The organism is Acidisphaera sp. L21 (assembly GCF_009765685.1).
Lineage (GTDB): Bacteria > Pseudomonadota > Alphaproteobacteria > Acetobacterales > Acetobacteraceae > LMUY01.
Map to the genome: position 1 here is coordinate 24690 of NZ_LMUY01000023.1, position 19564 is coordinate 44253.

Consider the following 19564-nt stretch of genomic DNA (forward strand, 5'->3'; position numbering starts at 1 on the left):
TAACCCCCGCCCGCGAGTGCGAGCGGGGGCCAAATAGCTCAGCCCGCCTTGAACGAGCCTTCCATCGCGATGGATGATAGCGGATTGCGCGGACTCGGCGCTTCACGCGCCGCCATCGCCTCGGGCAATGTCGACTTGTCGGCAATCTTGCCAATCGCGAAGCACTGTTCCACCCGGTAACCCTCCGGCAGGCCGAGTTCGGCGAACGCCTTCTCGATATCGAAGCCGACCATGCCGTGGGTATGCCAGCCAGACAGCGTAGCCTGTAGCGTCAGGAAGCCCCACGCGGCGCCAGCATCCATGGAATGGCTATGCGACGGCACCGGGGCATCCTTGCCCGGCACCTTCATCAGCGAGCTGGATGCCAGCACCACCAGCGCGGACGCGTTCTTCGCCCAGCTCTGGTTAAATGGGATCAGCAGGTTCAGAAACTTCTCGAAATTCGGCGTGCCCTTGCGCGCGTAGATAAAGCGCCAAGGTTGTGAGTTGTAGGATGACGGCGCCCACCGTGCGGCCTCGAACAAAGTCATCAGATCCGCCTCGCTGATTTCCTCGCCGGTGAAGGCGCGCGGCGACCAGCGTTCCAGGAACAGCTTATCGATCGGGTGGTCGGATTGGCGGGTATTGGCGTCTGTCACGACAGGCTCCTTCGTTGAAACTGCGGCGGTTCTATCAGCGGAGAGTGAGCTTGTCGCAGTGAATGTGTTCGTTAAGCGAGCGTTCATAAATCAGCGATAAGGTTTGGTTGTCCGCAGAATGGCGGTCGACTGAACAGGTAAAATACCATGAGCGTTGGATCAGTTAACACCAACAATGCTGCCTATGTTGCGCTGCAGTCTCTCAATAACACCAGCTCGGCCCTGCAGGCCACGCAGAAGCAGATTTCGACCGGTTACCGCGTCGCCGATGCGACCGATGATGGGGGCGCCTTCGCCGTAGCGCAGAAGGTTCGGTCCGACGTTGGAGCGCTCACCAGCGTCAACCAGCAGCTCGGCACGGCAAAGGGGCTGGTCACCACCGCTCTCTCCTCGCTCACCAGCATCTCCAACACGGTGACCTCGGCCAAGGCGCTGCTGGTCAAGATCGGCGACCAGAGCATCTCCGCCGACCAGCGCGACCAGTACGTCACCTCCTACCTGTCGCTGGTGAAGTCGGTCGCCGACAGCGTCGACAACTCCACCTATAACGGCCAGACACTGCTTGGCTCGGCGTCCGGCACGGTGGCCGCCACCAGCAAGGCGGTCATCAACAACGAGGCCGGCGCCACGGCCACGCTGAACGCGGAAGACGTCAGCCAACTGCCCAATCAGCTGGCCGCGTTGATCGGTGCCACCTTCAGCCGCAGCAGTGCCGGTGTGGACACGGTGACCGATCCGGCTTCGGCCAGTGATGCGCAGACAGCAGCCCTGGCCTCGCTGCAAGTCGGAGCCGGGTTCGATACCGCCCAGACGGGGGTGAACAACCAGCTGAACCAGGCCGGTGCAGACTCCGACTACCTGGACTCCCAGATCACCTTCAACAGCAACAAGATCGACAGCTTGAACTCCGGTCTCGGCGCCCTGGTTGACGCCGATCTGTCCAAGGAATCGGCGGTTCTGCAGTCGTTGCAGATCAAACAGCAGCTCGGCACTCAGGCGCTCGGCATTGCCAACCAATCGCCGCAGTCGCTCCTCAGCCTGTTCAAGTAGTCCATCGCAGTCCCGGGTAGGGGAGGGGTAGTTTGACCCCCTCCCGCCGCCTGCTCGGCTTGCCGGGGAACGTGAACTAGCGGGAATTACCTGGGCCGACTATGCTGTCCTGGTGACAGACCCGAACGCCACCATCATCTTGATGGAAGATGACGCCGTCTTCCGCGACCTCCTGGCCGATGGCCTGCGGGATGCGCGTTATACCGTCGTTGAAGCCGCAACCGGAGCAAAGGCGCAGGCCGCCCTGGCCGCGACCGAGGGGCTGACCATTCTGGTCGCCGACCGCGCCGTCGATGCCGAAGGGCCGAACGGCTTCCAACTCGCGTCCGAGGCGTTGGAGCGGTTCCCCGAATTGCGGGTCATCTACATTTCCGGCACACATATCGCCGTCCGCCGTCGCACCCTTGGTGAGCGGGAGCGTGCGTTGTTGAAACCCTTCGCCATGTCCCAATTGCTGACCGCGGTTCGCGAACTCGGCGGCTGAGGCGACGCCCGACCAGACAGGAGCCTTCGATGAAAACCGACTCGTTCGCCGGGCAGGGCGTGGTGATCACGGGCGCCTGCGGGATCTACGGCACCTGGATTGCCGCCGCCTTCGCCCATGCCGGCGCCCGCCTCTGCCTCGCCGACCGGGACCCGGCGGCGTTGAAGGCGACCCTGGCCGAACTCTCTCCAGCCCCCGGCAGCTTCACCGTTCCCGGCGACCTCACCACGGATGCCGATCTCGCCGCTCTGTCCGCCCGGCTGGGTGAGGAATGGGGGGCGCCGGACATTCTGGTGAACAATGCCGGTGTCTATCCCAGCGGCTTCCTGCTGGACATCGATGCGGCGGAGTGGGACCGCATCATGGACCTTAACGTCCGCACGCCGTTTCTACTGACGCAGCAAATCGCCAAGCTGATGATCGCCCAGCAGCGACCCGGCGTCGTGATCAACATCTCCTCCGGCGCGGCGCGCAAAATGCGCCGCTCGGTCGTGCCATACTGCCTGTCCAAGACCGCCCTGGACCGCCTGACCAAGGGCTACGCGCTGGAACTGGCCGAATACGGCATCCGCGTGAACGCCGTCGAACCCGGCTTCGCCGCCGGAAGTACCTCCAGCCCGCTGACCGAGGCGCATGTGAAGGCCACCGTCGCAGGCATCCCACTGGGCCGTGCCTCCAACGCGGAGGATGCGGCCAACGCCGTGCTGTTCCTGTGCTCGCCCGCAGCCTCTTACATCACCGGCACCTCCATCGCGGTCGATGGCGGCAACTCGATCGGCACGCTGACGGTTCACCAGGACAAGAAGACAGCTCTGTAACCACGGCCCGTCCGATGGCCCGCCCCGCCACCGCCAGCCGCCATGAAAAACTGCAAACCGCGCTGCTCGATGCGGCCGAGCAGGTGATCGCGATGCAGGGTCTGAGCGCCCTGCGCGCGCGCGCCTTGGCCGACCAGGTAGGGTGTTCCGTCGGCGCGATCTACACGATCTTTCCTGATCTCGACGGCATCATCCTGGCCGTGAACGCCCGAACCCTCACCGATATCGACACCGCTTTGTCCGGCGCGAACGAGGTATCGGATCCGGCAAGCCAGTTGGTGCACCTGGCCCACGCCTATCTGGCATACGCCGCCGGGCACCGGTCGCGCTGGGCCGCGCTGTTCCAACACACCATGGCCAACGGGTGCAGCGCGCCGGATTGGTATGCGCGCCAGCAGGAGGCCGCCTTCTCCCACATCGAGGCGCCGCTTGCGCGTCTATGCCCCGATTTGGCGCCACAGCCTTGCGCGTTGCTGGCCCGCAGCCTGTTCGCGGCGGTGCACGGCATGGTCGCACTCGGCCTGGACGAGAAGGTGGCCGCCATGCCGCTGCCGGTGTTGCAGGATCAGGTCGCGACTGTCGTATCCGCGATGGCGCGCGGGCTGATTGAATCGGCTGCTACGCCGAAAAGTTGAACGCGATCGAAATTCGCGGCCGGCCGCCATGAAAACGGGTGACCGAGTGGATCAGCCACGACGGAAACATGATCATCCGGCCGGCCTGCGGGGTGATGACCTCGCCCCGCCCGGCGCTGAGGCAGTCTTTCACGGCAAACCGTAAATGCGGCGCGTGCATCTCCGGCATGACACCGCGCGGATCGGCCAGTTCCAGCAAACCACCCGCCGCCGGGTTTTCGGCAACACCGCCATCATCGACCCAATAGATGCCGGACCAGAACGCGCCAGGATGGCCATGCGGACGGTTTCCCTCACCCGCGATGCTCACGTTGGCCCATGCCGAGAGGCGCCAGGTAATATCGGCCGGCAGAAGTTCGTCGCCCATTTCGATCAGGGTCATGCGGTCGACGATCTGGCGCGCGGCCTGCAACACGGCCTCACCGGCGGGTCCACACCACGATTGGAACTCAACCGAATGCCAGCCATCGACGTTGCTGACGGTCACACCACGCTCGATGGTTTGGCGTGCCAGGATCAAGGGCGCCAGTGTGGCATTGATCGTCTCGTGCCCCACCAGTTCCGCGTTGACCAACGGGGTTGGAAACAGACCGCCCACACCGAAGCTGCCCGGCTGGATGCATGCGTCGAACATATCCGTTCCGTCCGTATCGGGCGCCAATGCCCCGGCAGTTCGGTCATCCCGATACGTTGGCATGTCGCATAGACCTCCAGCGCCCGCATGCGCGCGTCACGCGATGGTAAGCCGAGTTTGGACGAGCCATGGTTAACGGAAGGACGCTCGGCCTGTCAGCTAACATCGAGTTTAGGAAGTAACGTTACGGATGCCATCCGCGTCGTGTAACAAAATCTGGCATATGGCTTTGAATAATACCGTCACTTTTGCTTACAAAGCAGTGACAAACCCTTAAGGCGTCGTAAACCTGCCAAATCCAAACTCGACACCGTTAAACAGTGATTGAGGAACCTGACTATGAGCATCAGCAGCGTATCGTCATCGTCTTCGGCAGCAGCCGCTTGGCAGGCCCAAAACCAGGCCCAAACCCAGGCGGGCGCGTCCACCACCGCAACAGCAGCAGATGGTAGCGCCGACCCGACACAGAAGGCCGGCAAGGCGCACCATCACCATCACGGTGGCGGCGACGCAGCGCCACCAGCAGCCGCGAACACGTCGCAAGGCGCCACGACCACGCCGGCATCATCCTCGTCCGCGCTACTCGATACCACCGTCTGAGGGTCGACGCATTCACCCAGGAGAAACCAAATCCAAATCTGGCTGCCGTGCCGAGCGTTGATCCGGCACGGCAATCGGATGCGCCTAAGGGCAGAGTGGACGAAGCTGCAGTTTTGCCGTCTTCCTAACTTGTCTGATACCGGCCTCCCGTTCTCGGTTGCTTTCGGACCATTGGCTGCGGGCGGTCATGTGTCGGATGGCGTCAAACCCTGAACCGGCACCTGCGGCAAGATCTTTTCCATAAACACCGACAGCGGGTCGGGTTGATAGCTGCCGAACGGCCCACGGTCCTGATATCCAAAACGCCGATAGAGGCCGAGCGCTTCCGCCGATTTCACGCCAGTCTCGAGTTGCAGAAATTCTATCCCTTCTGCACGGGCGAAATCCTCGACAGTTTGCAGAAGCAATCGGCCAACGCCCTTGCCTCTGGCCCGTTCGGCGACGAACATGCGTTTGACTTCAGCTGTGTCTTTGGCAGCGACGATGTATCCACCACACCCGATCGCATCACCGTCCAACCGCGCGACGAAAAACCGGACGCTGTGCGCAATCAGTTTGTCGATCGTCAGCCCATGCTGACTTTCGGCCGGATACAACGATGCGGTGCGACGTTCCGCCTCGTCCAGCAGAACGCGGACAGCGTTTTGATCGGGTGTTTCTGGGCCGATCCGTATCATCGCCGCGGCCCCTACGCTGCCACCCGCTCCTCCATCGCCAGTCGAGTGGCGCTCGGATAGTCGATTTTCCCGGTCCCCAGCAGCGGCAGCACTTCCACCACCCGCAAACTGCGCGGCACCGCAATCTCCGCCACACCGCGGCCGCGGGCATGCACCTGCAACGCCCCAGTGGTGGCATCGCGCTGCGTGGTTAGCAGGATCAGCGCCTCACCCTTGCGCCCATCCGGCACCGCCACCACCGCATGCATCGCGTCGGGCCACAACCCGGCGGCCAGCGCCTCCGCCGCGGGCATCGACACCATTTCGCCAGCGATCTTCGCGAACCGCTTCGCCCGGCCGCGAATGGTGATGAAGCGATTCTCGTCCACAGTGCAGATATCGCCCGTGTCGTACCAACCATCCTCCAACTGTTCCAGCACGCCGGGCGCCTCGGTCCGCAAATAGCCCAGCATCACGTTCGGCCCGCGCACCACCAATCGGCCGCCTTCGTCGATTCCCTCCACCGGGTCCAACCGGTACTCCATGCCCGGCACCAGCCGGCCCGCCGTGCCGGGGCGGCAATGCATCGGTGTGTTCAGCGCCAGGATCGGCGCCGTCTCCGTCACGCCATATCCTTCCAGCACCCGCACCCCGAATCGCTCGGCGTAATTCCGCCGCGTCTCCTCCCGTAGCTTTTCCGCGCCGGAGAAAATGTATCGCACCGAGTAGAAATCGTACGGATGCGCAAACTTTGCCCAGCCTGTCAGGAATGTATCGGTACCGAACACGATGGTGCTGTCGGTGCCGTAAATCAGCTCCGGCACGATGCGATAGTGCAGCGGGGACGGGTAATAGAACGCCCGCACCCCCGACAACAGCGGTAGCAGCGTCCCCCCGGTCAGTCCGAAGCTGTGGAACATCGGCATCGCGTTGAACAGCCGGTCGGCGGAGTGGAAATCCACCACTGCGGCCGCCTGGGCGATATTGGCCAGAATGTTGTGGTGGCTAAGCACAACGCCCTTCGGCAGCCCCTCCGATCCGCTGGTAAACAGGATTACGGCCGGCTGGTTGGTATCGATGGTGGCGCCGGGCAGGCGGTGAGCGCGCCGGGCATCCCAAATGCCGCGCAACTTCGCACGTAGCCCCAGGCTGGCCCGCACATCATCCAGCCAGACGAAGCGCACTGTCTCGCTCATCCGCTCGACCACCGCCTCCAGCTTAGCCTTCTCAACGAACGCGCGCGACGACAGCACGATCTGCACACCCGCCGCGGTGCAGGCCGCAAGCATGCCTTCCGCCCCGGCGGTGAAGTTCAGCATCGCCGGCACCCGGCCGAATGCCTGCAGCGCCATGAAGGTGACGGTGGCGCCGTTCGCATTCGGCAGCATCACCCCGATCGCACCACCCTGCGGCGCCAGCTTCGTCAGCGCCCGGCCCAGCACGGCCGCCCCAAGCACCACCCGCTTATACGCCAGTGGCTTGCGGTCGATATCCTCGATGATCGGCATGCTGGCGCCAAACCGGGCCTGGGCGTGCAGTAGCGCGCCGAACAGCGAGCGGTCGGTCCGCGTCGTGCCAAAGCTCGATTGTTCCATGATCCCCTGCAGGACCGCCCCCGCGGCATCCCGCCGCGGATGGCCATGCAAATCGTCGCCCAGGTTCAGCGACACCGGCGGAAGCACCGTCATCGCCAGCCGCGGGAACCAGCGCAGCGGAACGCGCCCATCCATCCGTGACAGGCGGGAGAATTGCAGCCCGTCGATCCGCACTGGAACGATCACCGCATCCGCCTTGTCGGCCACTAGCCCGGCGCCGTCGTATACCTTCATCAGCGCGCCGGTGCGGGTGATGCGTCCCTCGGGGAAGATCACCAACCGCTCGCCATGGCGCACCGCCTCCACCATCGCCTTGGTGCTGAACGCATTGGCCGGGTCGACGTCGAAATGCCGGATCGCCGCCATGAACGGGCGAACCCACCACAGCCGCGCCGTGTTGATGTCCACCGCGAACATCGGGCTTCCAGGCAGAAACGCCGCCAGAAAGCAGCCATCGAGGAAGCTTTGATGGTTCACCACGAAAATCGCCCGCTGGCCCGCCGGCGGCACATTCCCCAGCCCCACCAGATCCACGCCATGGAACGTCTCGAAATACCGCTGGAACAGGGCGCGCAACGTCTCCTGCGGTAGCAGCCGCATGATCCAGATCGCCACGGCCAGATTGGCCACCGCCGTCAGCAGCAGAATGGTGACGGGCGCCACGCCCGCCAGCGCCAGCAGCGCCGTCACCACGGCGGCGCCAGCCATCGCCACCGCGTTCACCACGTTGTTCGCCGCAATCATCCGCGCGCGCGCCGCCGGGGCAGAGCGTTCCTGGATTGTCGCGTACAACGGCACCGAATACAGCCCGCCACACATCGACAGCAGCAGCAGGTCCGCCAGCATGCGCCAGCCCGGCACCGTCGTCAGCACCGCATGCACGTCCGACAGCCCATGCGCATGAGTTACCGCATGGGCGAAATCCCAGATGAAGATCGACAGCCCGATCGCCGCAAACGGCACATGCCGGGCCGTGACCTCACCCTTCAGGATGCGCGCGCACAGCAGCGACCCGGCGCCCACGCCGATCGAGAAGAAGGTCAGCATCAGCGTCACGACATGCGCGTCGGCCCCCATGTCGTCGCGCACCAGTGTCGGCAACTCGGCCAGTAGCGTGGCGCCTACCACCCAAAACCAGCTCAGCCCCAGCAGGCACAGCCACACCGGCCGGTTCGCCCGGGCCGTTCGCAGCAACACCCCGGTCTCCCGCGCCAGGTTCCAACCGACCCGTAACCCGGCAGCATCAGATGGCGCCACCGGGATGAACCACGCGCTCGCGATCCCGCCCACCGCAATTGCCAGCCCCACCATCGACACGATGGCCGGCCCATCATCCAGCGCATACAGCGCCCCGCCAGCGATGGTGCCGATCAGGATGCCCAGGAAGGTTCCGGCCTCCACCAACCCATTGCCCGCAACCAATTCCGACTCGGCCAAGTGGTTCGGTAGGATCGAATATTTCAGCGGGCTAAAGAACGTCGCCTGCACCCCCAGGCCGAACAGCACCGCGAACAGCACTGGCAAGCTGCCGAGCCAGAATCCGATGGCAGCCAGCACCATCAGCCCCAGCTCCGCCACCTTGACCCAGAAGATCGTGCGCTGCTTCTCGAACCGATCAGCGATCTGTCCGGCGGTCGCCGACAGCAGCACGTAGGGGAAAATGAACACGCCCCCCGCCGCGGCCACCATCGCCGCCCCACCTTGGGCGACCTGGAACAGCACCAGCACCACCAGCGCGTTCTTGAACAAATTGTCGTTGATCGCGCCCAGCGTCTGGGTAACCAGCAGCGGCGCAAGGCGTCGGGAACGGAGCAGGGACATGGACCAGCCTTTCGTGAACCATGTTCACAATATCTACTCTTGAACGCCGTTCAAGCTTTTTTCCACGCTTGCTCCGGCTGGGCGCCCACGCCCATTGCGAAACTCGCGGATGCGGTGTTGGTCTGCAAGCGCGCGTGACGCCGGACGAAACGCTGATCCGCCGCACGCCGCCGGAGGAGACCCTGCATGACCGCACCCTTGAAGATTGCCGTGCTGGACGATTTCCAGAACGCAGCGCGGCCCATGGCCGATTGGAGCCGCCTGAATGGAAAGGCGGAGGTGACATTCTTCACCGACAACTTGCGTGACGATGCGCTACTGCAGCGCCTACTGCCCTATGACGTGCTCGTGGCAATCCGCGAACGCACGGCGTTTTCGCGCAGCCTGATCGAACAATTGCCGAACCTTCGCCTGCTCGCCACGACCGGCATGCGCAACCGCGGCATCGACCTGGCCGCCTGCCGCGACCGCGGCATTCCCGTGTGCGGCACGAAAGGCGGCGGCTCCCCCACCGCGGAACTCGCGTTCGGGCTGATGCTGGCGCTGGCCCGCAACATCGTCGCCGAGGATCGCGCCCTCCGCGCCGGGCAATGGGAGACGCCGACAATCGGCTTCATGTTGAAGGGCAGGGTGCTCGGCCTGCTCGGCCTGGGCAAACTGGGCGCCGAAATGGCCCACTTCGCCCAAGCCTTCGGCATGAGCGTCATCGCCTGGAGCCAGAATCTGACCGATGAGCACGCCGCCTCCCTCGGTTGCCGCCGCGTGGACAAGGCGGATCTGTTCCGCCAGGCCGATTTCGTCAGCCTGCACGTCGTATCCAGCCCGCGCACCCGCGGCATCGTCGGCGCGGCCGAGTTCGCCGTGATGAAGCCCGGGGGCTACCTGATCAACACCTCCCGCTCCGCCCTGGTGGACGAGCCGGCAATGATCGCCGCGTTGACCGAGGGGCGCATCGCTGGCGCCGGATTGGACGTGTTCGACCAGGAACCTCTGCCGAAGGACGCGCCGATTCGCGCCGCGCCCAACACGATTCTGACCCCGCATCTCGGTTACGCCACCCGCGAGAGCTACGAGAGCTATTTCCCCCAAGTGCTTGGCGCCATCGAGGCATGGATGGCAGGAAGCCCCATCAACCTGCTGCCCGACGACTAGATCGCCGGAGCATCCTTCGGCCATCTTTTGTGCAGCCAAAGCCAGGAGGACGGCTCAGCGCGAACCCACCGCTCCACGGTGGCGTTCATCGCCAGGGAGATCGCATAGGTGTCGCTCGCCCGCTGCCCGGTGAGCGGCACCTGCATTGGCGCCTCGCACACCATGCGAAACCTCGCCGGGCCAAGGCGCACGACGTGGACGGGCACGATCGGGATGCCGAACCGCAGGGCGAATTGTGCCAGCGCGGGTGCCGTCATCGCCGTGCGGCCAAAGAACGGCACCGCGATGCCGTCATTCATCTTCTGGTCGATCAGCAACCCCAGCGAGCCACCGCGCCCCAGATGCGCCAACGCCGCCCGCGCCCCCGTCGCGCCCTTTGCGAACATCGACACGTTTGGCCCTAGCGCGGCCTGGCGCATGCCCTGGATCACTGCGTCGACCTCCGCATTCGATGCGGCGCGGTAGAAGCCGGACACCGTCAGCCCCAGCATGGTGGCAATCGGCAGGATCATCTCCCAATTGCCGAAATGGCCGGAGAAGAACAGCACGGGGGTCTTGTCGCGCTTCAGCGCCTCGATGTGCCGCTCTCCCTCGATCTCCCATCCCGGCCCGGCCAACGTGCGGTCGAACCCGGCAAGATGCGGCAGTTCGGCGGAGGTGCGGCCCAGATTGTCCCACACGGCGCGAATGATGCGCGTCCGGTCCGCCTCGTTCAGTTCCGGCATGGCCCGGCGCAGATTGCCGTCCGCCACGCGCGTCACCCGCAGCCGAGGTCCCACCTGCCGGGCGATCCAGCCACCAAGATTGGACGATCGAACCGGCCCCAGCAGACGGAGCGCGCCGATCCCGCAACGCAACGCCGCAGCCTGCAGCCACTGCACCGAACGAGACGACGGAGTTCGACGCCAGGTGGGCATACCATAACATAAGGCATCTCCTGGCCGATTGGCCAGGGCCGGGATATCAGGCGGCGTTCGCCTCCTGATAGGTTGGTCCGTCCCCGGCCACCGTCGTGCGCCGCATGTCGCGCACGGTATCGGCGTCGAACCGGCGAACGCGATGCATGGTTTGCCTGTTATCCCACATAACCAGGTCGTATTGCCGCCAACGATGCACGTAGACGAATTGCGGCTGGGTGGCGTGTTCGACCAGATCGCGGAGGAAGGCGCGTGCTTCTGGCACCGGCCAACCCTCGATCGCCCCCGCATGGGACGATAGGAACAGCGATTTGCGCCCGGTCACGGGATGGGTGCGCACCAATCGTTGCTTTACCGGGCGAAACGCCGCACGCTCCTCCTCGGTCAGGTCATCGAAGCCGAGCGTGCCGCGCGAATAAATCAGCGAATGGTCGCAAACAAGGTCCTCGACCTCCAGCTTCGTGCGCTCGTCCAAGGCGTCGTAGGCGGCGCGCATATCTGCGAATTCCGTGTTGCCGCCCGTTTCCGACACGATGCGGCCCGATAGGATGGAGTATTTGGCCGGCGTGCTGCGGAACGAACTGTCCGAATGCCAAAGCTGATTGCCCAAATTGAACATCCGCCGGCGGTCATCCCGCGCCAATGGCTTGCCATCCTGGCCCAGATTCGACACGTCGTTCATACCAGGGGGCAGGCGGTGCTCACCTGGCTTGGTGATGTTGCCGCCTGCATTGCCCTCGAGCTGGCCGAAGTGACTCGCGAACGCCATCTGTTGTTCGTCGGTCAATGCCTGTGCCGGAAAGACCAGAACGGCGTATCGGTCCATCCCCGAATCGACCGCGGCAATATCATGTGACGCCAGTGTCTTGGTGAGATCCAGTCCGGTGAGCCGTGCAGCCAGTGTCGGCCCCACCTGCTCGATCACGATGCCCATTTTTTGCCTCTTCTTGTTTGTTTTAACCCTCGATGGCGGCAACCTCAGAATCATAGAGGTGATAGGCAATTTCGATCAGCCGTTCCGCATCATGCAAGCGAGCCTCGAGCAGCGCGCGGTCGGCGAGTTGCACGCATTCCTCCGCACGAAGCCTGATCTGAATGCGCTCGCGCAGCAACACGGTCGGCGGCTGGAAGGTCATGGTCAACCTCGCTTGGTGTCTGAAGCATTGTGCCTCGAAAGGTTATATGTTCCGCAATCGCGATTGTTGTGATCCGTACAACTACTGATGTTAGTAAACGAATTTTGATCGACGACGAGAATTCGCGTCAAACTCGCAAGTGCCACAGAATTACCGTAAATCCGCCTCGCTGCGGTCGCGGGACGCGCGCATCCGAATGCCCGAATGCGCCAGCCAAGTAATTCCGGCGCCGCACAGCATCAGCGCGCTTGTCACGTAAAATACCGAGCGGATGCCAACATGTCCGCCGACGAATCCACCCATCAGCGGACCGATGACTTGCCCGGCGAATTGCGCCGACTGGGAATACCCTAATATCTGCCCCGCGACATGATCCGGCACGCTATGCCGGATGATCGAGGTGATGGAGGGCAGCAGCCCCGCCAGCGCCAATCCCATCAAAAACCGTAGCCCCATCAACTGCCAGGCATTGGTGACCAGTGCCTGCGGTAGTAGCAGTGCTGCTGCCACTGCCAGTCCCACCATGACCACTGTCCAGGGCCCGAACCGATCGGCAAGCCGGCCGACCCTGGGGGCTGCGATGATGCTGGCCAGCGCCGCTGCCGCCATGATGAACCCGGCAGTACGCGCCACATGCGTGTTGCCCGGGTCCAGGGTCGAGACGTAAATGGTGATGATCGGCTCGATCGACATGTTGGCGAGCAGCAGCAGAAATGCCGTCAGCAACATCGCCAGGACCGGACGCAGATCCGGAATTTGGCGCCACGCGTTGCCCTTGGCCTTCGGGGTGCCAGGTTTGCGCACCACCCGGTCCTCGCGCACCAGCAAGCAGGTGGCAACGAAGGCCACTGCGATCATCCCACCGCCGAAAAAGAAGGTCTCCCGCACGCCGATCAGATCTGGCAACACGCCGCCGATCAGCGGGCCGACCAGGCTGCCGCTGAGCACGCCAATCGACAGCGTACCCAGGGCCCAGCCCGATTTCTCCCGCGGTGTCTGCGTCGCCACCAGCACGATCGAACCAGAGGAGTATCCGCCGGCGAGGCCGACAAGCAGCCGCAGCAACACCAACTGCCAGACATTTTGCACCAACCCCATCATCGACATCGTGACCGCCATGCCCAGGCTGGCGCGGATCAGCATCGACTTGCGACCATATCGGTCGGCCAACCAGCCCCAAAGCGGTTGCACCGACGCCGCAGTCAGAAAAGTCGCGGCGAAGGCGATGCCAGACCATTGCACGATGGCCGCCGGGTCGCTCACGCCAAGTTGTTCAACATACAGTGGCAGGAAGGGGAGGAGTAACGTCATGCTGACAAGCGTCGTGAACGATCCGAACAGGCAAACATACAGATTGCGCCGCCAGTACGTTGATTGCATCCACCTCTCCGTTCATGGCCAGTGTGCCCGATAGGACAACCGACCTGTCGCGCCCGTTGTATCCCTTGTCTCCCCAGATGCCAGTGGGGCCCCAATTTAAAGGGAACAAGCCGGGCGCTTTTGTGCCCGTTCGCGAGATTGGAGTCGCTTTGTGCGTGCGTCTACTGGATGCTCATATTTGGGAAACCGATATATAATCTGAGTTTTTACGTTGAATTCTGAGCATCATTCACAACTGGAAATAACACCTGCGCCATCTCATCTGATTTTCTTCAACTCTGGTAGCATGGCCACACATTGATTTGCCGGATCAGCATGCTAGTTATGAGGAGTGTCAATAAGCCCCGGCAAATTCCGGCTGCTGTTCGGTGACTTGATAAGGCCGTTTGGCAAGTGTTGGATTGCGCCAGCGGGAGTTTCGTCTAGGGTCATTCCCGGGACTAAGCAATTCGTTACGGTTAAAACTGTGAAAACGGGAGCATTGTTTGGATCTGCCTGATTTCGAGCAATATTCGGTCACAGTGTTTCATCGTGGTTCGAGAGCGCTACGGTGGTAAAACCCAAAAATTCAATTTGCACTGCAACAACCAAGCCGCTAATCAGGATGGGCGAATGATGTGATCCGGCATGGGCCAGAACTTCTCGCGAAAATAACGCCTAGCGCGTTTCAGGTAAGGCAAGTGTCGAAGACTCGATGGTTGGTAAACCCTCTACTACCAAGCCGCCCCCTCTTAACACGTGCCGAGCCGCTTGTTTATTCTCTCCATAGTGATTGAGCACCATAGTGTCAGACCGGGACTACTCGAAAATCGGACAATCTAATCAACAACTCAGCCTCGACAGTAATCTGGATGTCGATGAGCTTCATATGCGTGAAACACTGGGGCTGACGGGGCGTGGACGCCCCCAAATCCGGTCCCAGCCGACCTCCCCCACCGCAAACAAGCAGCGGCACCGGTTCGTGCAGGATGGCGAGGTGCCAGTGATTCACCTCAGCCCTGGAAACCGCGACAGCGACAGCTCCACCACCCTACGCGCCCGCATCACCACGCTGGAATCCGCGTTGGAGACGGAGCAGGCGGCCCGCGCCCGGGCCGATCAGTCGGTGAACGCCAGCTTGGCGCAGATCCACGCGCTGGAAACCAAACTCGCGCATATCGAAATAGCGGCGCAGGAAACGCTGGCGACCGAGCGTACTGCGCGGGAGCAGGCGGAGACAGCATTGCAAACCGCTCTCCATGCGCGCGAGCACGTTTCCGAGCAACTCGTGCTCCAGCCCACCGCATATGTGCCGGACCTATTGGAAGCGCCACAGCCAAAGGAACGTCCGAAGCGCACGCCGCGCGTTGCCAAGCCGAAGACTCCGCGTGTGTCGACTGCCCGCGTCAAGGAGCCGCAGCCCGTAAAGTGGTGGCTGAATACCACTAAGGCAAAAACGACTAAACGCTAAACGCAAAGCAAGCGGCGGACGCAAGTCCGCCATCGCGCGCGCCGCGGCATGCGTCGCGCGCAGGTGTAACCTGCGCTCTTTGCCTGTCTAATCGTAACGCTGCTTATCATAATGCGGCGGTGATCGATTACAGCCGCGACCTCTTGTTTCTTCTCAACGACGTTGGCCGCCTTCTGAGGATCGAGGCCGACCGTCGTGCCAAGGTGCATGGGATGACCAGGGCGCAATGGGGTATTCTGCTGTGGCTCGCGCGCGAGCCCGGCCTCTCGCAACGCGAGCTTGCTGAGATCCTGGAAGTCGAGCCGATCACCGTCGCCCGGCTGGTCGACCGGTTGGAGGCGCGCGGCATGGTCGAGCGCCGGGCCGACGGCAATGACCGGCGGATCTGGCGCCTGCACCTCACGCCGGCCACGACCCCGGTGCTGCACGACATTCAATCCAATTGCGCCGCGATGTCCGCTGCACTTACGCAGGGAATGCCGGCGGCGTCCCAGGCAAGGTTCGTCGACACCCTACTCACGATGAAATCGATCCTAAGCGCCGAACGGCGCGCCGACACGAAAGAGGTCGCCTGATGTCCCAAGCATCGTCCATCCCCACCAGCCTGCCCAGGGAGCAGGCTGGCAACGCCATCCGTCACCGCACCAGCCGCCGAAAGCTCAGCAGGATCGTGCTGATGCTGGGCGGCGTCGGCGTCGTCGCCATCGGTGGAGCCTACGCCTGGCTGACAGGCGGCCGCTACGTGTCGATCGACAACGCCTACACCAACGCCGACAAAGTCGCGCTGTCGACCGACGTGTCGGGCCTGGTGTTGGACATCCCGGTGCGGGAGGGGCAGGAGGTTCATAAGGGCGACGTGCTGTTCCGGCTGGATCCGCGCCAGACCCGCATTGCGGTGGAGGCCGCGAAGGCTGATCTGGAACAAACCCGGCTAACGCTCGAATCGATGAAGCGCGACTACGAGCGAATGGTGCGCGACACATCCGTGAAATCCTCGCAAGTGCAGGCGGATCAGGCGACCTACGATCGCTACGCGGCCTTGGTCGGGAAGGGCGATCTATCCCGCTCCAATTTCGATGATGCGCGCTACAAGCTTGCCGCCAATCAACGCAGCGTCGAATCCAGCACGCTGGCAGCGCAGGTGCAGCTTGCCCGGCTGAACGGCGATGCGCAGGTCGACGTCACCACCTTGCCGATGTACCGCCAAGGCCAAGCCAAGCTGGATGAGGCGCAGCGTCAATTGACCGACACCGTGGTGCGCGCGCCATTCGACGGTATCGTCACCCAAGTCTCCACCTTGCAGCCCGGCATGTTTCTTCCAGCCGGCACTTCCGCCTTCGGGTTGATCTCGACCGACCATGTCTGGGTCGACGCCAATCCGAAGGAAACCGATTTAACCTGGGTGCAGCCGGGCAATCCGGTTCAGGTCGCAATCGACACCTATCCCGGGCGCGTCTGGACCGGCACGGTCGACAGCATTTCCGCCGGCAGCGGCTCTCAATTCTCCATTATTCCAGCGCAAAATTCGTCGGGCAATTGGGTGAAAGTCGTGCAGCGCATTCCGTTGCGCGTGCGGGTGGACCGCAAGCCCGGCGATCCGCCGCTGCGTGCAGGCATGAGCGTGATCGTCGACGTCGACACCGGGCATAAACGCACGCTGCACGATCTTTTCTAACCGCTCCGATGGACGCCGCCGTCGATGTGCCGGTTCGTAACCGCACGCTCATCACCATCTGCGCGATGGTGGCAACGCTCATGCAGGCGCTGGATTCCACCATCGCCAACGTAGCCTTGCCCTATATGCAAGGCAGCCTGTCCGCGACGTCGGACCAGATCACCTGGGTGCTGACGTCCTATATCGTCGCCGCCGCGATCATGACGGCGCCGGTAGGCTGGCTGGCGGCGCGGTTCGGCCGCAAGAACCTGTTCATGACCTGCCTGGTCGGGTTCACCATCGCCTCGATGCTGTGCGGCGTGGCGCAATCGTTGGAGCAAATGGTGCTGTTCCGCCTGCTGCAAGGCGTGTTTGGTGCAGCTTTGGTCCCGCTGTCGCAATCCACCATGCTGGACATCTACCCCCCGGCGCAACGTGGCTCCGCCATGGCGATCTGGGGCATGGGCGTCATGGTCGGCCCCATCCTCGGCCCAACCCTCGGTGGCTACCTGACCGAGCTGTACAACTGGCGTTGGGTATTCTACGTCAACCTGCCATTCGGCGTCCTCTCCGTCATCGGCATGGCGCTGTTCCTCCCGCGAACCGAGCAGCAATCCGGCATGAAATTCGACTGGCTCGGGTTCGCCGTCCTCGCGATCGGCATTGGCGGCTTGCAACTGATGCTCGACCGTGGCGAGACGAAGGACTGGTTCAGTTCCCGCGAAGTGGTGATCGAGGGCGTGCTCGCCGGGCTGGGGCTGTACCTATTCGTGGTCCACATGGCCACGGCGGAGCGGCCGTTCATTTCGCCGCTCGTGTTTCGCGATCGCAATCTCACCGTCAGCTTCGTCATCATGTTCTCGGTCGGCATGTTGCTGCTCGCCACATCCGCGCTGCTGGCGCCATGGCTGCAGACGCTGGGCAATTACCCGGTCGAAGCCGCAGGCCTTCTGCTCGCCCCCCGTGGCATCGGCACCATGGGCGCGATGATGGTGGCTGGCCGGCTGTCCGGCCGCGTCGACCCGCGTAAACTGATGGCGTTCGGCATCGTGCTGATCTGCTATTCGCTCTGGACGATGACCGGGTGGACGCCCGACGCCTCCCAAACCAGCGTCGTGGTCAACACCATCATCCAGGGCGCTGGCATGGGCTTCGTCTTCATCCCGCTGCAGGTCGTGGCCTTCGCCACCTTGCCGGGTTCGGTGCGAACCGACGGCACCGCCTTGCTCAGCCTATTCCGCAACGTCGGCAGCGCCATCGGCGTCTCCGTTACTTCCACCATGCTGGCCCGCAACATCCAGGCGGTGCATGCAGATTTGGCCGGGCGCATCACTCCCTTCGATCGCGCATTGCAGGGCGGCGGAATGGTCCAGCAAATGCTGAACCCCACGCCCGGCATCGCGCCCCTCGTCGTGCCGGGCGGCATGGTAAGCAGCCAGGTGCTGAACATGCCAAACGGCAACGCCGTCATGCTGGATGGCATGCTCAACCACCAGGCCGCGATCATCGCCTACCTCGACGATTTCAAACTGATGCTAATGGCCGCCGCGCCCTCTGTGCTGCTGCTCCTGCTGCTGCGCCGCCCCAGCCGTATGCTCGCGCTGCCGGCGGATGCGCACGCCGCGATGGATTAGATGAATTGCCCCCGCAGAAATCCCAGTGCGGGCAGGGGGCGCCAGCGCTTCGGCAAATCCGACCGGCGGATCGGCGCCACGCTATACCGCGGCACAGGATGCGTCGTGCCCAGTAACACAGTGCGGTAGGCCTGGACCTCTCGCTCCCGCCAATCTCGGTCGGCAAGCGCGCGGGCGCGGGATGGGAAGACCTCAGCCACGCGCCGTTGCGAGCCGAGCCAGGCGATCACCGCCCATAACGAATCCTCGCCGGTCGCGACCGGGCGTGGCGTTAACCCCAGCACCTCCGCCATTCCGCGTATCTCTCCTCGTCGTGGCGCTTCGGCCAGAATAGCCGTCCTTGCGGGGACGCGCCACCAGGATGACACTGGCGCCGCCGCTCTCCAGGATGTCCCGTGCCCGACGACCTGCCGCCTTTACCGCCCGAACATCTCTACCTGCCGTTCTCATCCGGGCCGTTCCGCATGGCGATGGGCCTGCAGGGCCGCGACCCCGACGAGTTGCTGGAGATCGACGAGCGCTACCCCGACGAAATGGCCGAACGCCGGGACCTTCTGGCCACACGCCACGCCGACGTTTTCGCCGCCGAACCCGGCTCCGGCTCCGCCCGTGCCGAGGTTTTGGCCATCGTCGCCAGCCTGCTACCCCGCCGCTACCCCAGCTGGTTCACCCGCGACGGCACTACCCTGCACAACGACCTGACGGGGGAGGCCTGGAATGTCGGCCACCCGGCGGTCGACCCGTTGGAACTCGCCGGCCGCATGGTGCAGGAAGATTTGTGCATCATCGATACCGCCGGGCCATCCCCGGTGCTGGCCGCCGCCATCCTCTGCGCCCCAAGCCGCTGGCGCCTGGCGGACAAGATCGGGCGCCCCCTGGCCGATGTGCACGGCCCGGTCCCGCTCTACGCCGACCGCCTCTCCACCGCCGTCGACCGCTTCATGAACGCCCTGCGTCCCGGCAAACTGGCGGAGCGGGTGAATTGGAGCGTCGTCGACGACCCGGCGTTGTTCCAGGTCGGCGGCAAGCACCGCACCGGCCACGACCCATCCATCACGATCGACAACGCGGCCGAGCGGCTGTTCCTGCGGGTCGAACGGCAAACCCTCATCCGCCTGCCCGAGAGCGGCTCCGTGCTGTTCGCGATCCACGTCCACAGCTACCCGATCGCCCGCGTCACCACCGTGCCCGGCGCCGCGGCGGACCTCGCCGCCGCGATCCGCGCCCTGCCGGAGGATTTTGGCCGCTACAAAAGCATCCCTGTCTTCCGGGATGCCTTGCTCGGCTGTCTGGACGTCGCGTAGCCCGGG

The 19564-nt window shown here is 63.7% G+C and carries 20 protein-coding genes; 11 read left to right on the forward strand and 9 right to left on the reverse strand.

Annotation, left to right across the window (positions count from 1 at the left end; all coding sequences use genetic code 11):
• Positions 1–38: 38 nt before the first annotated feature.
• Positions 39–638: a nitroreductase family protein gene (locus GSQ76_RS06365; protein WP_216850929.1), complete on the reverse strand. Its 600-nt coding sequence runs from the start codon at positions 636–638 to the stop codon at positions 39–41.
• Positions 639–785: 147 nt separating this feature from the next.
• On the opposite strand from GSQ76_RS06365, the gene GSQ76_RS06370 reads away from it, so the two are divergent.
• The 4 genes from GSQ76_RS06370 (at position 786) to GSQ76_RS06385 (ending at position 3625) form a co-directional block, all read left to right on the forward strand.
• The gene (locus GSQ76_RS06370; protein ID WP_158743079.1) at positions 786–1688 is read left to right on the forward strand and encodes a flagellin; all 903 of its coding nucleotides are present in this window, start codon (positions 786–788) and stop codon (positions 1686–1688) included.
• Positions 1689–1800: 112 nt separating this feature from the next.
• Entirely contained in the window at positions 1801–2172 is a 372-nt protein-coding gene (locus GSQ76_RS06375) for a response regulator (RefSeq protein ID WP_158743080.1), read from the forward strand.
• A 29-nt stretch (positions 2173–2201) separates the two neighbouring features.
• Positions 2202–2990, forward strand: coding sequence for an SDR family NAD(P)-dependent oxidoreductase (locus GSQ76_RS06380; protein ID WP_158743081.1), 789 nt, complete (start codon positions 2202–2204; stop codon positions 2988–2990).
• 14 nt (positions 2991–3004) lie between these two features.
• Positions 3005–3625 (forward strand): TetR/AcrR family transcriptional regulator, encoded by a 621-nt coding sequence (locus tag GSQ76_RS06385; protein WP_158743082.1) that lies wholly within the window; start codon positions 3005–3007, stop codon positions 3623–3625.
• Here the strand turns inward: GSQ76_RS06385 and GSQ76_RS06390 are convergent.
• A complete protein-coding gene (locus GSQ76_RS06390; RefSeq protein ID WP_158743083.1) occupies positions 3609–4259 on the reverse strand; it encodes a TIGR02466 family protein in 651 nt (216 codons plus the stop codon). The two genes, GSQ76_RS06385 and GSQ76_RS06390, sit on opposite strands and share 17 nt — an antisense overlap.
• 339 nt (positions 4260–4598) lie before the next feature.
• Between GSQ76_RS06390 and GSQ76_RS06395 the strand changes: the two genes are divergently transcribed.
• The gene (locus GSQ76_RS06395; RefSeq protein WP_158743084.1) at positions 4599–4859 is read left to right on the forward strand and encodes a hypothetical protein; all 261 of its coding nucleotides are present in this window, start codon (positions 4599–4601) and stop codon (positions 4857–4859) included.
• Between the two features lie 185 nt (positions 4860–5044).
• On the opposite strand, the gene GSQ76_RS06400 is transcribed toward GSQ76_RS06395, so the two are convergent.
• Entirely contained in the window at positions 5045–5536 is a 492-nt protein-coding gene (locus GSQ76_RS06400; protein WP_158743085.1) for a GNAT family N-acetyltransferase, read from the reverse strand.
• Between the two features lie 11 nt (positions 5537–5547).
• The gene (locus GSQ76_RS06405; RefSeq protein WP_158743086.1) at positions 5548–8931 is read right to left on the reverse strand and encodes an acyl-[ACP]--phospholipid O-acyltransferase; all 3384 of its coding nucleotides are present in this window, start codon (positions 8929–8931) and stop codon (positions 5548–5550) included.
• A gap of 186 nt (positions 8932–9117) precedes the next feature.
• Here GSQ76_RS06405 and GSQ76_RS06410 point away from each other — a divergent pair, with 186 nt between their 5' ends.
• On the forward strand, positions 9118–10083 hold the full coding sequence (locus GSQ76_RS06410) for a D-2-hydroxyacid dehydrogenase family protein (RefSeq protein WP_158743087.1): 966 nt from the start codon (positions 9118–9120) through the stop codon (positions 10081–10083).
• On the opposite strand, the gene GSQ76_RS06415 is transcribed toward GSQ76_RS06410, so the two are convergent.
• The 4 genes from GSQ76_RS06415 to GSQ76_RS06430 form a co-directional block, all read right to left on the reverse strand.
• Positions 10080–10964 (reverse strand): lauroyl acyltransferase, encoded by an 885-nt coding sequence (locus GSQ76_RS06415; RefSeq protein ID WP_254070272.1) that lies wholly within the window; start codon positions 10962–10964, stop codon positions 10080–10082. The genes GSQ76_RS06410 and GSQ76_RS06415 overlap by 4 nt on opposite strands.
• 82 nt (positions 10965–11046) lie before the next feature.
• Positions 11047–11934 (reverse strand): TauD/TfdA family dioxygenase, encoded by an 888-nt coding sequence (locus GSQ76_RS06420; protein ID WP_158743089.1) that lies wholly within the window; start codon positions 11932–11934, stop codon positions 11047–11049.
• Positions 11935–11956: 22 nt separating this feature from the next.
• Complete coding sequence (locus GSQ76_RS06425) at positions 11957–12136, reverse strand: hypothetical protein (protein ID WP_158743090.1); 180 nt, start codon at positions 12134–12136, stop codon at positions 11957–11959.
• 150 nt (positions 12137–12286) lie between these two features.
• Entirely contained in the window at positions 12287–13516 is a 1230-nt protein-coding gene (locus tag GSQ76_RS06430; RefSeq protein WP_158743091.1) for an MFS transporter, read from the reverse strand.
• An 868-nt stretch (positions 13517–14384) separates the two neighbouring features.
• On the opposite strand from GSQ76_RS06430, the gene GSQ76_RS06435 reads away from it, so the two are divergent.
• The 4 genes from GSQ76_RS06435 to GSQ76_RS06450 all read left to right on the forward strand — a co-directional run bounded on the left by GSQ76_RS06435 (position 14385) and on the right by GSQ76_RS06450 (position 18254).
• Positions 14385–14966: a hypothetical protein gene (locus tag GSQ76_RS06435; protein ID WP_158743092.1), complete on the forward strand. Its 582-nt coding sequence runs from the start codon at positions 14385–14387 to the stop codon at positions 14964–14966.
• Positions 14967–15085: 119 nt separating this feature from the next.
• Complete coding sequence (locus tag GSQ76_RS06440; protein ID WP_254070273.1) at positions 15086–15541, forward strand: MarR family winged helix-turn-helix transcriptional regulator; 456 nt, start codon at positions 15086–15088, stop codon at positions 15539–15541.
• Complete coding sequence (locus GSQ76_RS06445; protein WP_158743093.1) at positions 15541–16641, forward strand: HlyD family secretion protein; 1101 nt, start codon at positions 15541–15543, stop codon at positions 16639–16641. The genes GSQ76_RS06440 and GSQ76_RS06445 overlap by 1 nt, the downstream gene beginning before the upstream one ends.
• A gap of 8 nt (positions 16642–16649) precedes the next feature.
• Positions 16650–18254 carry a DHA2 family efflux MFS transporter permease subunit gene (locus GSQ76_RS06450; RefSeq protein ID WP_158743094.1) on the forward strand — a complete coding sequence of 535 codons (1605 nt, stop codon included), beginning with the start codon at positions 16650–16652 and terminating at the stop codon, positions 18252–18254.
• On the opposite strand, the gene GSQ76_RS06455 is transcribed toward GSQ76_RS06450, so the two are convergent.
• Complete coding sequence (locus GSQ76_RS06455; protein ID WP_158743095.1) at positions 18251–18547, reverse strand: hypothetical protein; 297 nt, start codon at positions 18545–18547, stop codon at positions 18251–18253. The two genes, GSQ76_RS06450 and GSQ76_RS06455, sit on opposite strands and share 4 nt — an antisense overlap.
• A 102-nt stretch (positions 18548–18649) precedes the next feature.
• Here GSQ76_RS06455 and GSQ76_RS06460 point away from each other — a divergent pair, with 102 nt between their 5' ends.
• Entirely contained in the window at positions 18650–19558 is a 909-nt protein-coding gene (locus GSQ76_RS06460) for a DUF3445 domain-containing protein (RefSeq protein ID WP_254070274.1), read from the forward strand.
• The last annotated feature ends 6 nt before the right edge of the window (positions 19559–19564 follow it).

Excerpts from the sequence above, each read along its gene's own strand:
- GSQ76_RS06370 (WP_158743079.1), top strand. The coding sequence starts at position 786 with ATGAGCGTTGGATCAGTTAACACCAACAATGCTGCCTATGTTGCGCTG.
- GSQ76_RS06380 (WP_158743081.1), top strand. The coding sequence starts at position 2,202 with ATGAAAACCGACTCGTTCGCCGGGCAGGGCGTGGTGATCACGGGCGCC.
- GSQ76_RS06385 (WP_158743082.1), top strand. The coding sequence starts at position 3,005 with ATGGCCCGCCCCGCCACCGCCAGCCGCCATGAAAAACTGCAAACCGCG.
- GSQ76_RS06390 (WP_158743083.1), bottom strand. The coding sequence starts at position 4,259 with ATGTTCGACGCATGCATCCAGCCGGGCAGCTTCGGTGTGGGCGGTCTG.
- GSQ76_RS06395 (WP_158743084.1), top strand. The coding sequence starts at position 4,599 with ATGAGCATCAGCAGCGTATCGTCATCGTCTTCGGCAGCAGCCGCTTGG.
- GSQ76_RS06400 (WP_158743085.1), bottom strand. The coding sequence starts at position 5,536 with ATGATACGGATCGGCCCAGAAACACCCGATCAAAACGCTGTCCGCGTT.
- GSQ76_RS06405 (WP_158743086.1), bottom strand. The coding sequence starts at position 8,931 with ATGTCCCTGCTCCGTTCCCGACGCCTTGCGCCGCTGCTGGTTACCCAG.
- GSQ76_RS06410 (WP_158743087.1), top strand. The coding sequence starts at position 9,118 with ATGACCGCACCCTTGAAGATTGCCGTGCTGGACGATTTCCAGAACGCA.
- GSQ76_RS06420 (WP_158743089.1), bottom strand. The coding sequence starts at position 11,934 with ATGGGCATCGTGATCGAGCAGGTGGGGCCGACACTGGCTGCACGGCTC.
- GSQ76_RS06425 (WP_158743090.1), bottom strand. The coding sequence starts at position 12,136 with ATGACCTTCCAGCCGCCGACCGTGTTGCTGCGCGAGCGCATTCAGATC.
- GSQ76_RS06430 (WP_158743091.1), bottom strand. The coding sequence starts at position 13,516 with ATGCAATCAACGTACTGGCGGCGCAATCTGTATGTTTGCCTGTTCGGA.
- GSQ76_RS06435 (WP_158743092.1), top strand. The coding sequence starts at position 14,385 with ATGCGTGAAACACTGGGGCTGACGGGGCGTGGACGCCCCCAAATCCGG.
- GSQ76_RS06445 (WP_158743093.1), top strand. The coding sequence starts at position 15,541 with ATGTCCCAAGCATCGTCCATCCCCACCAGCCTGCCCAGGGAGCAGGCT.
- GSQ76_RS06450 (WP_158743094.1), top strand. The coding sequence starts at position 16,650 with ATGGACGCCGCCGTCGATGTGCCGGTTCGTAACCGCACGCTCATCACC.
- GSQ76_RS06455 (WP_158743095.1), bottom strand. The coding sequence starts at position 18,547 with ATGGCGGAGGTGCTGGGGTTAACGCCACGCCCGGTCGCGACCGGCGAG.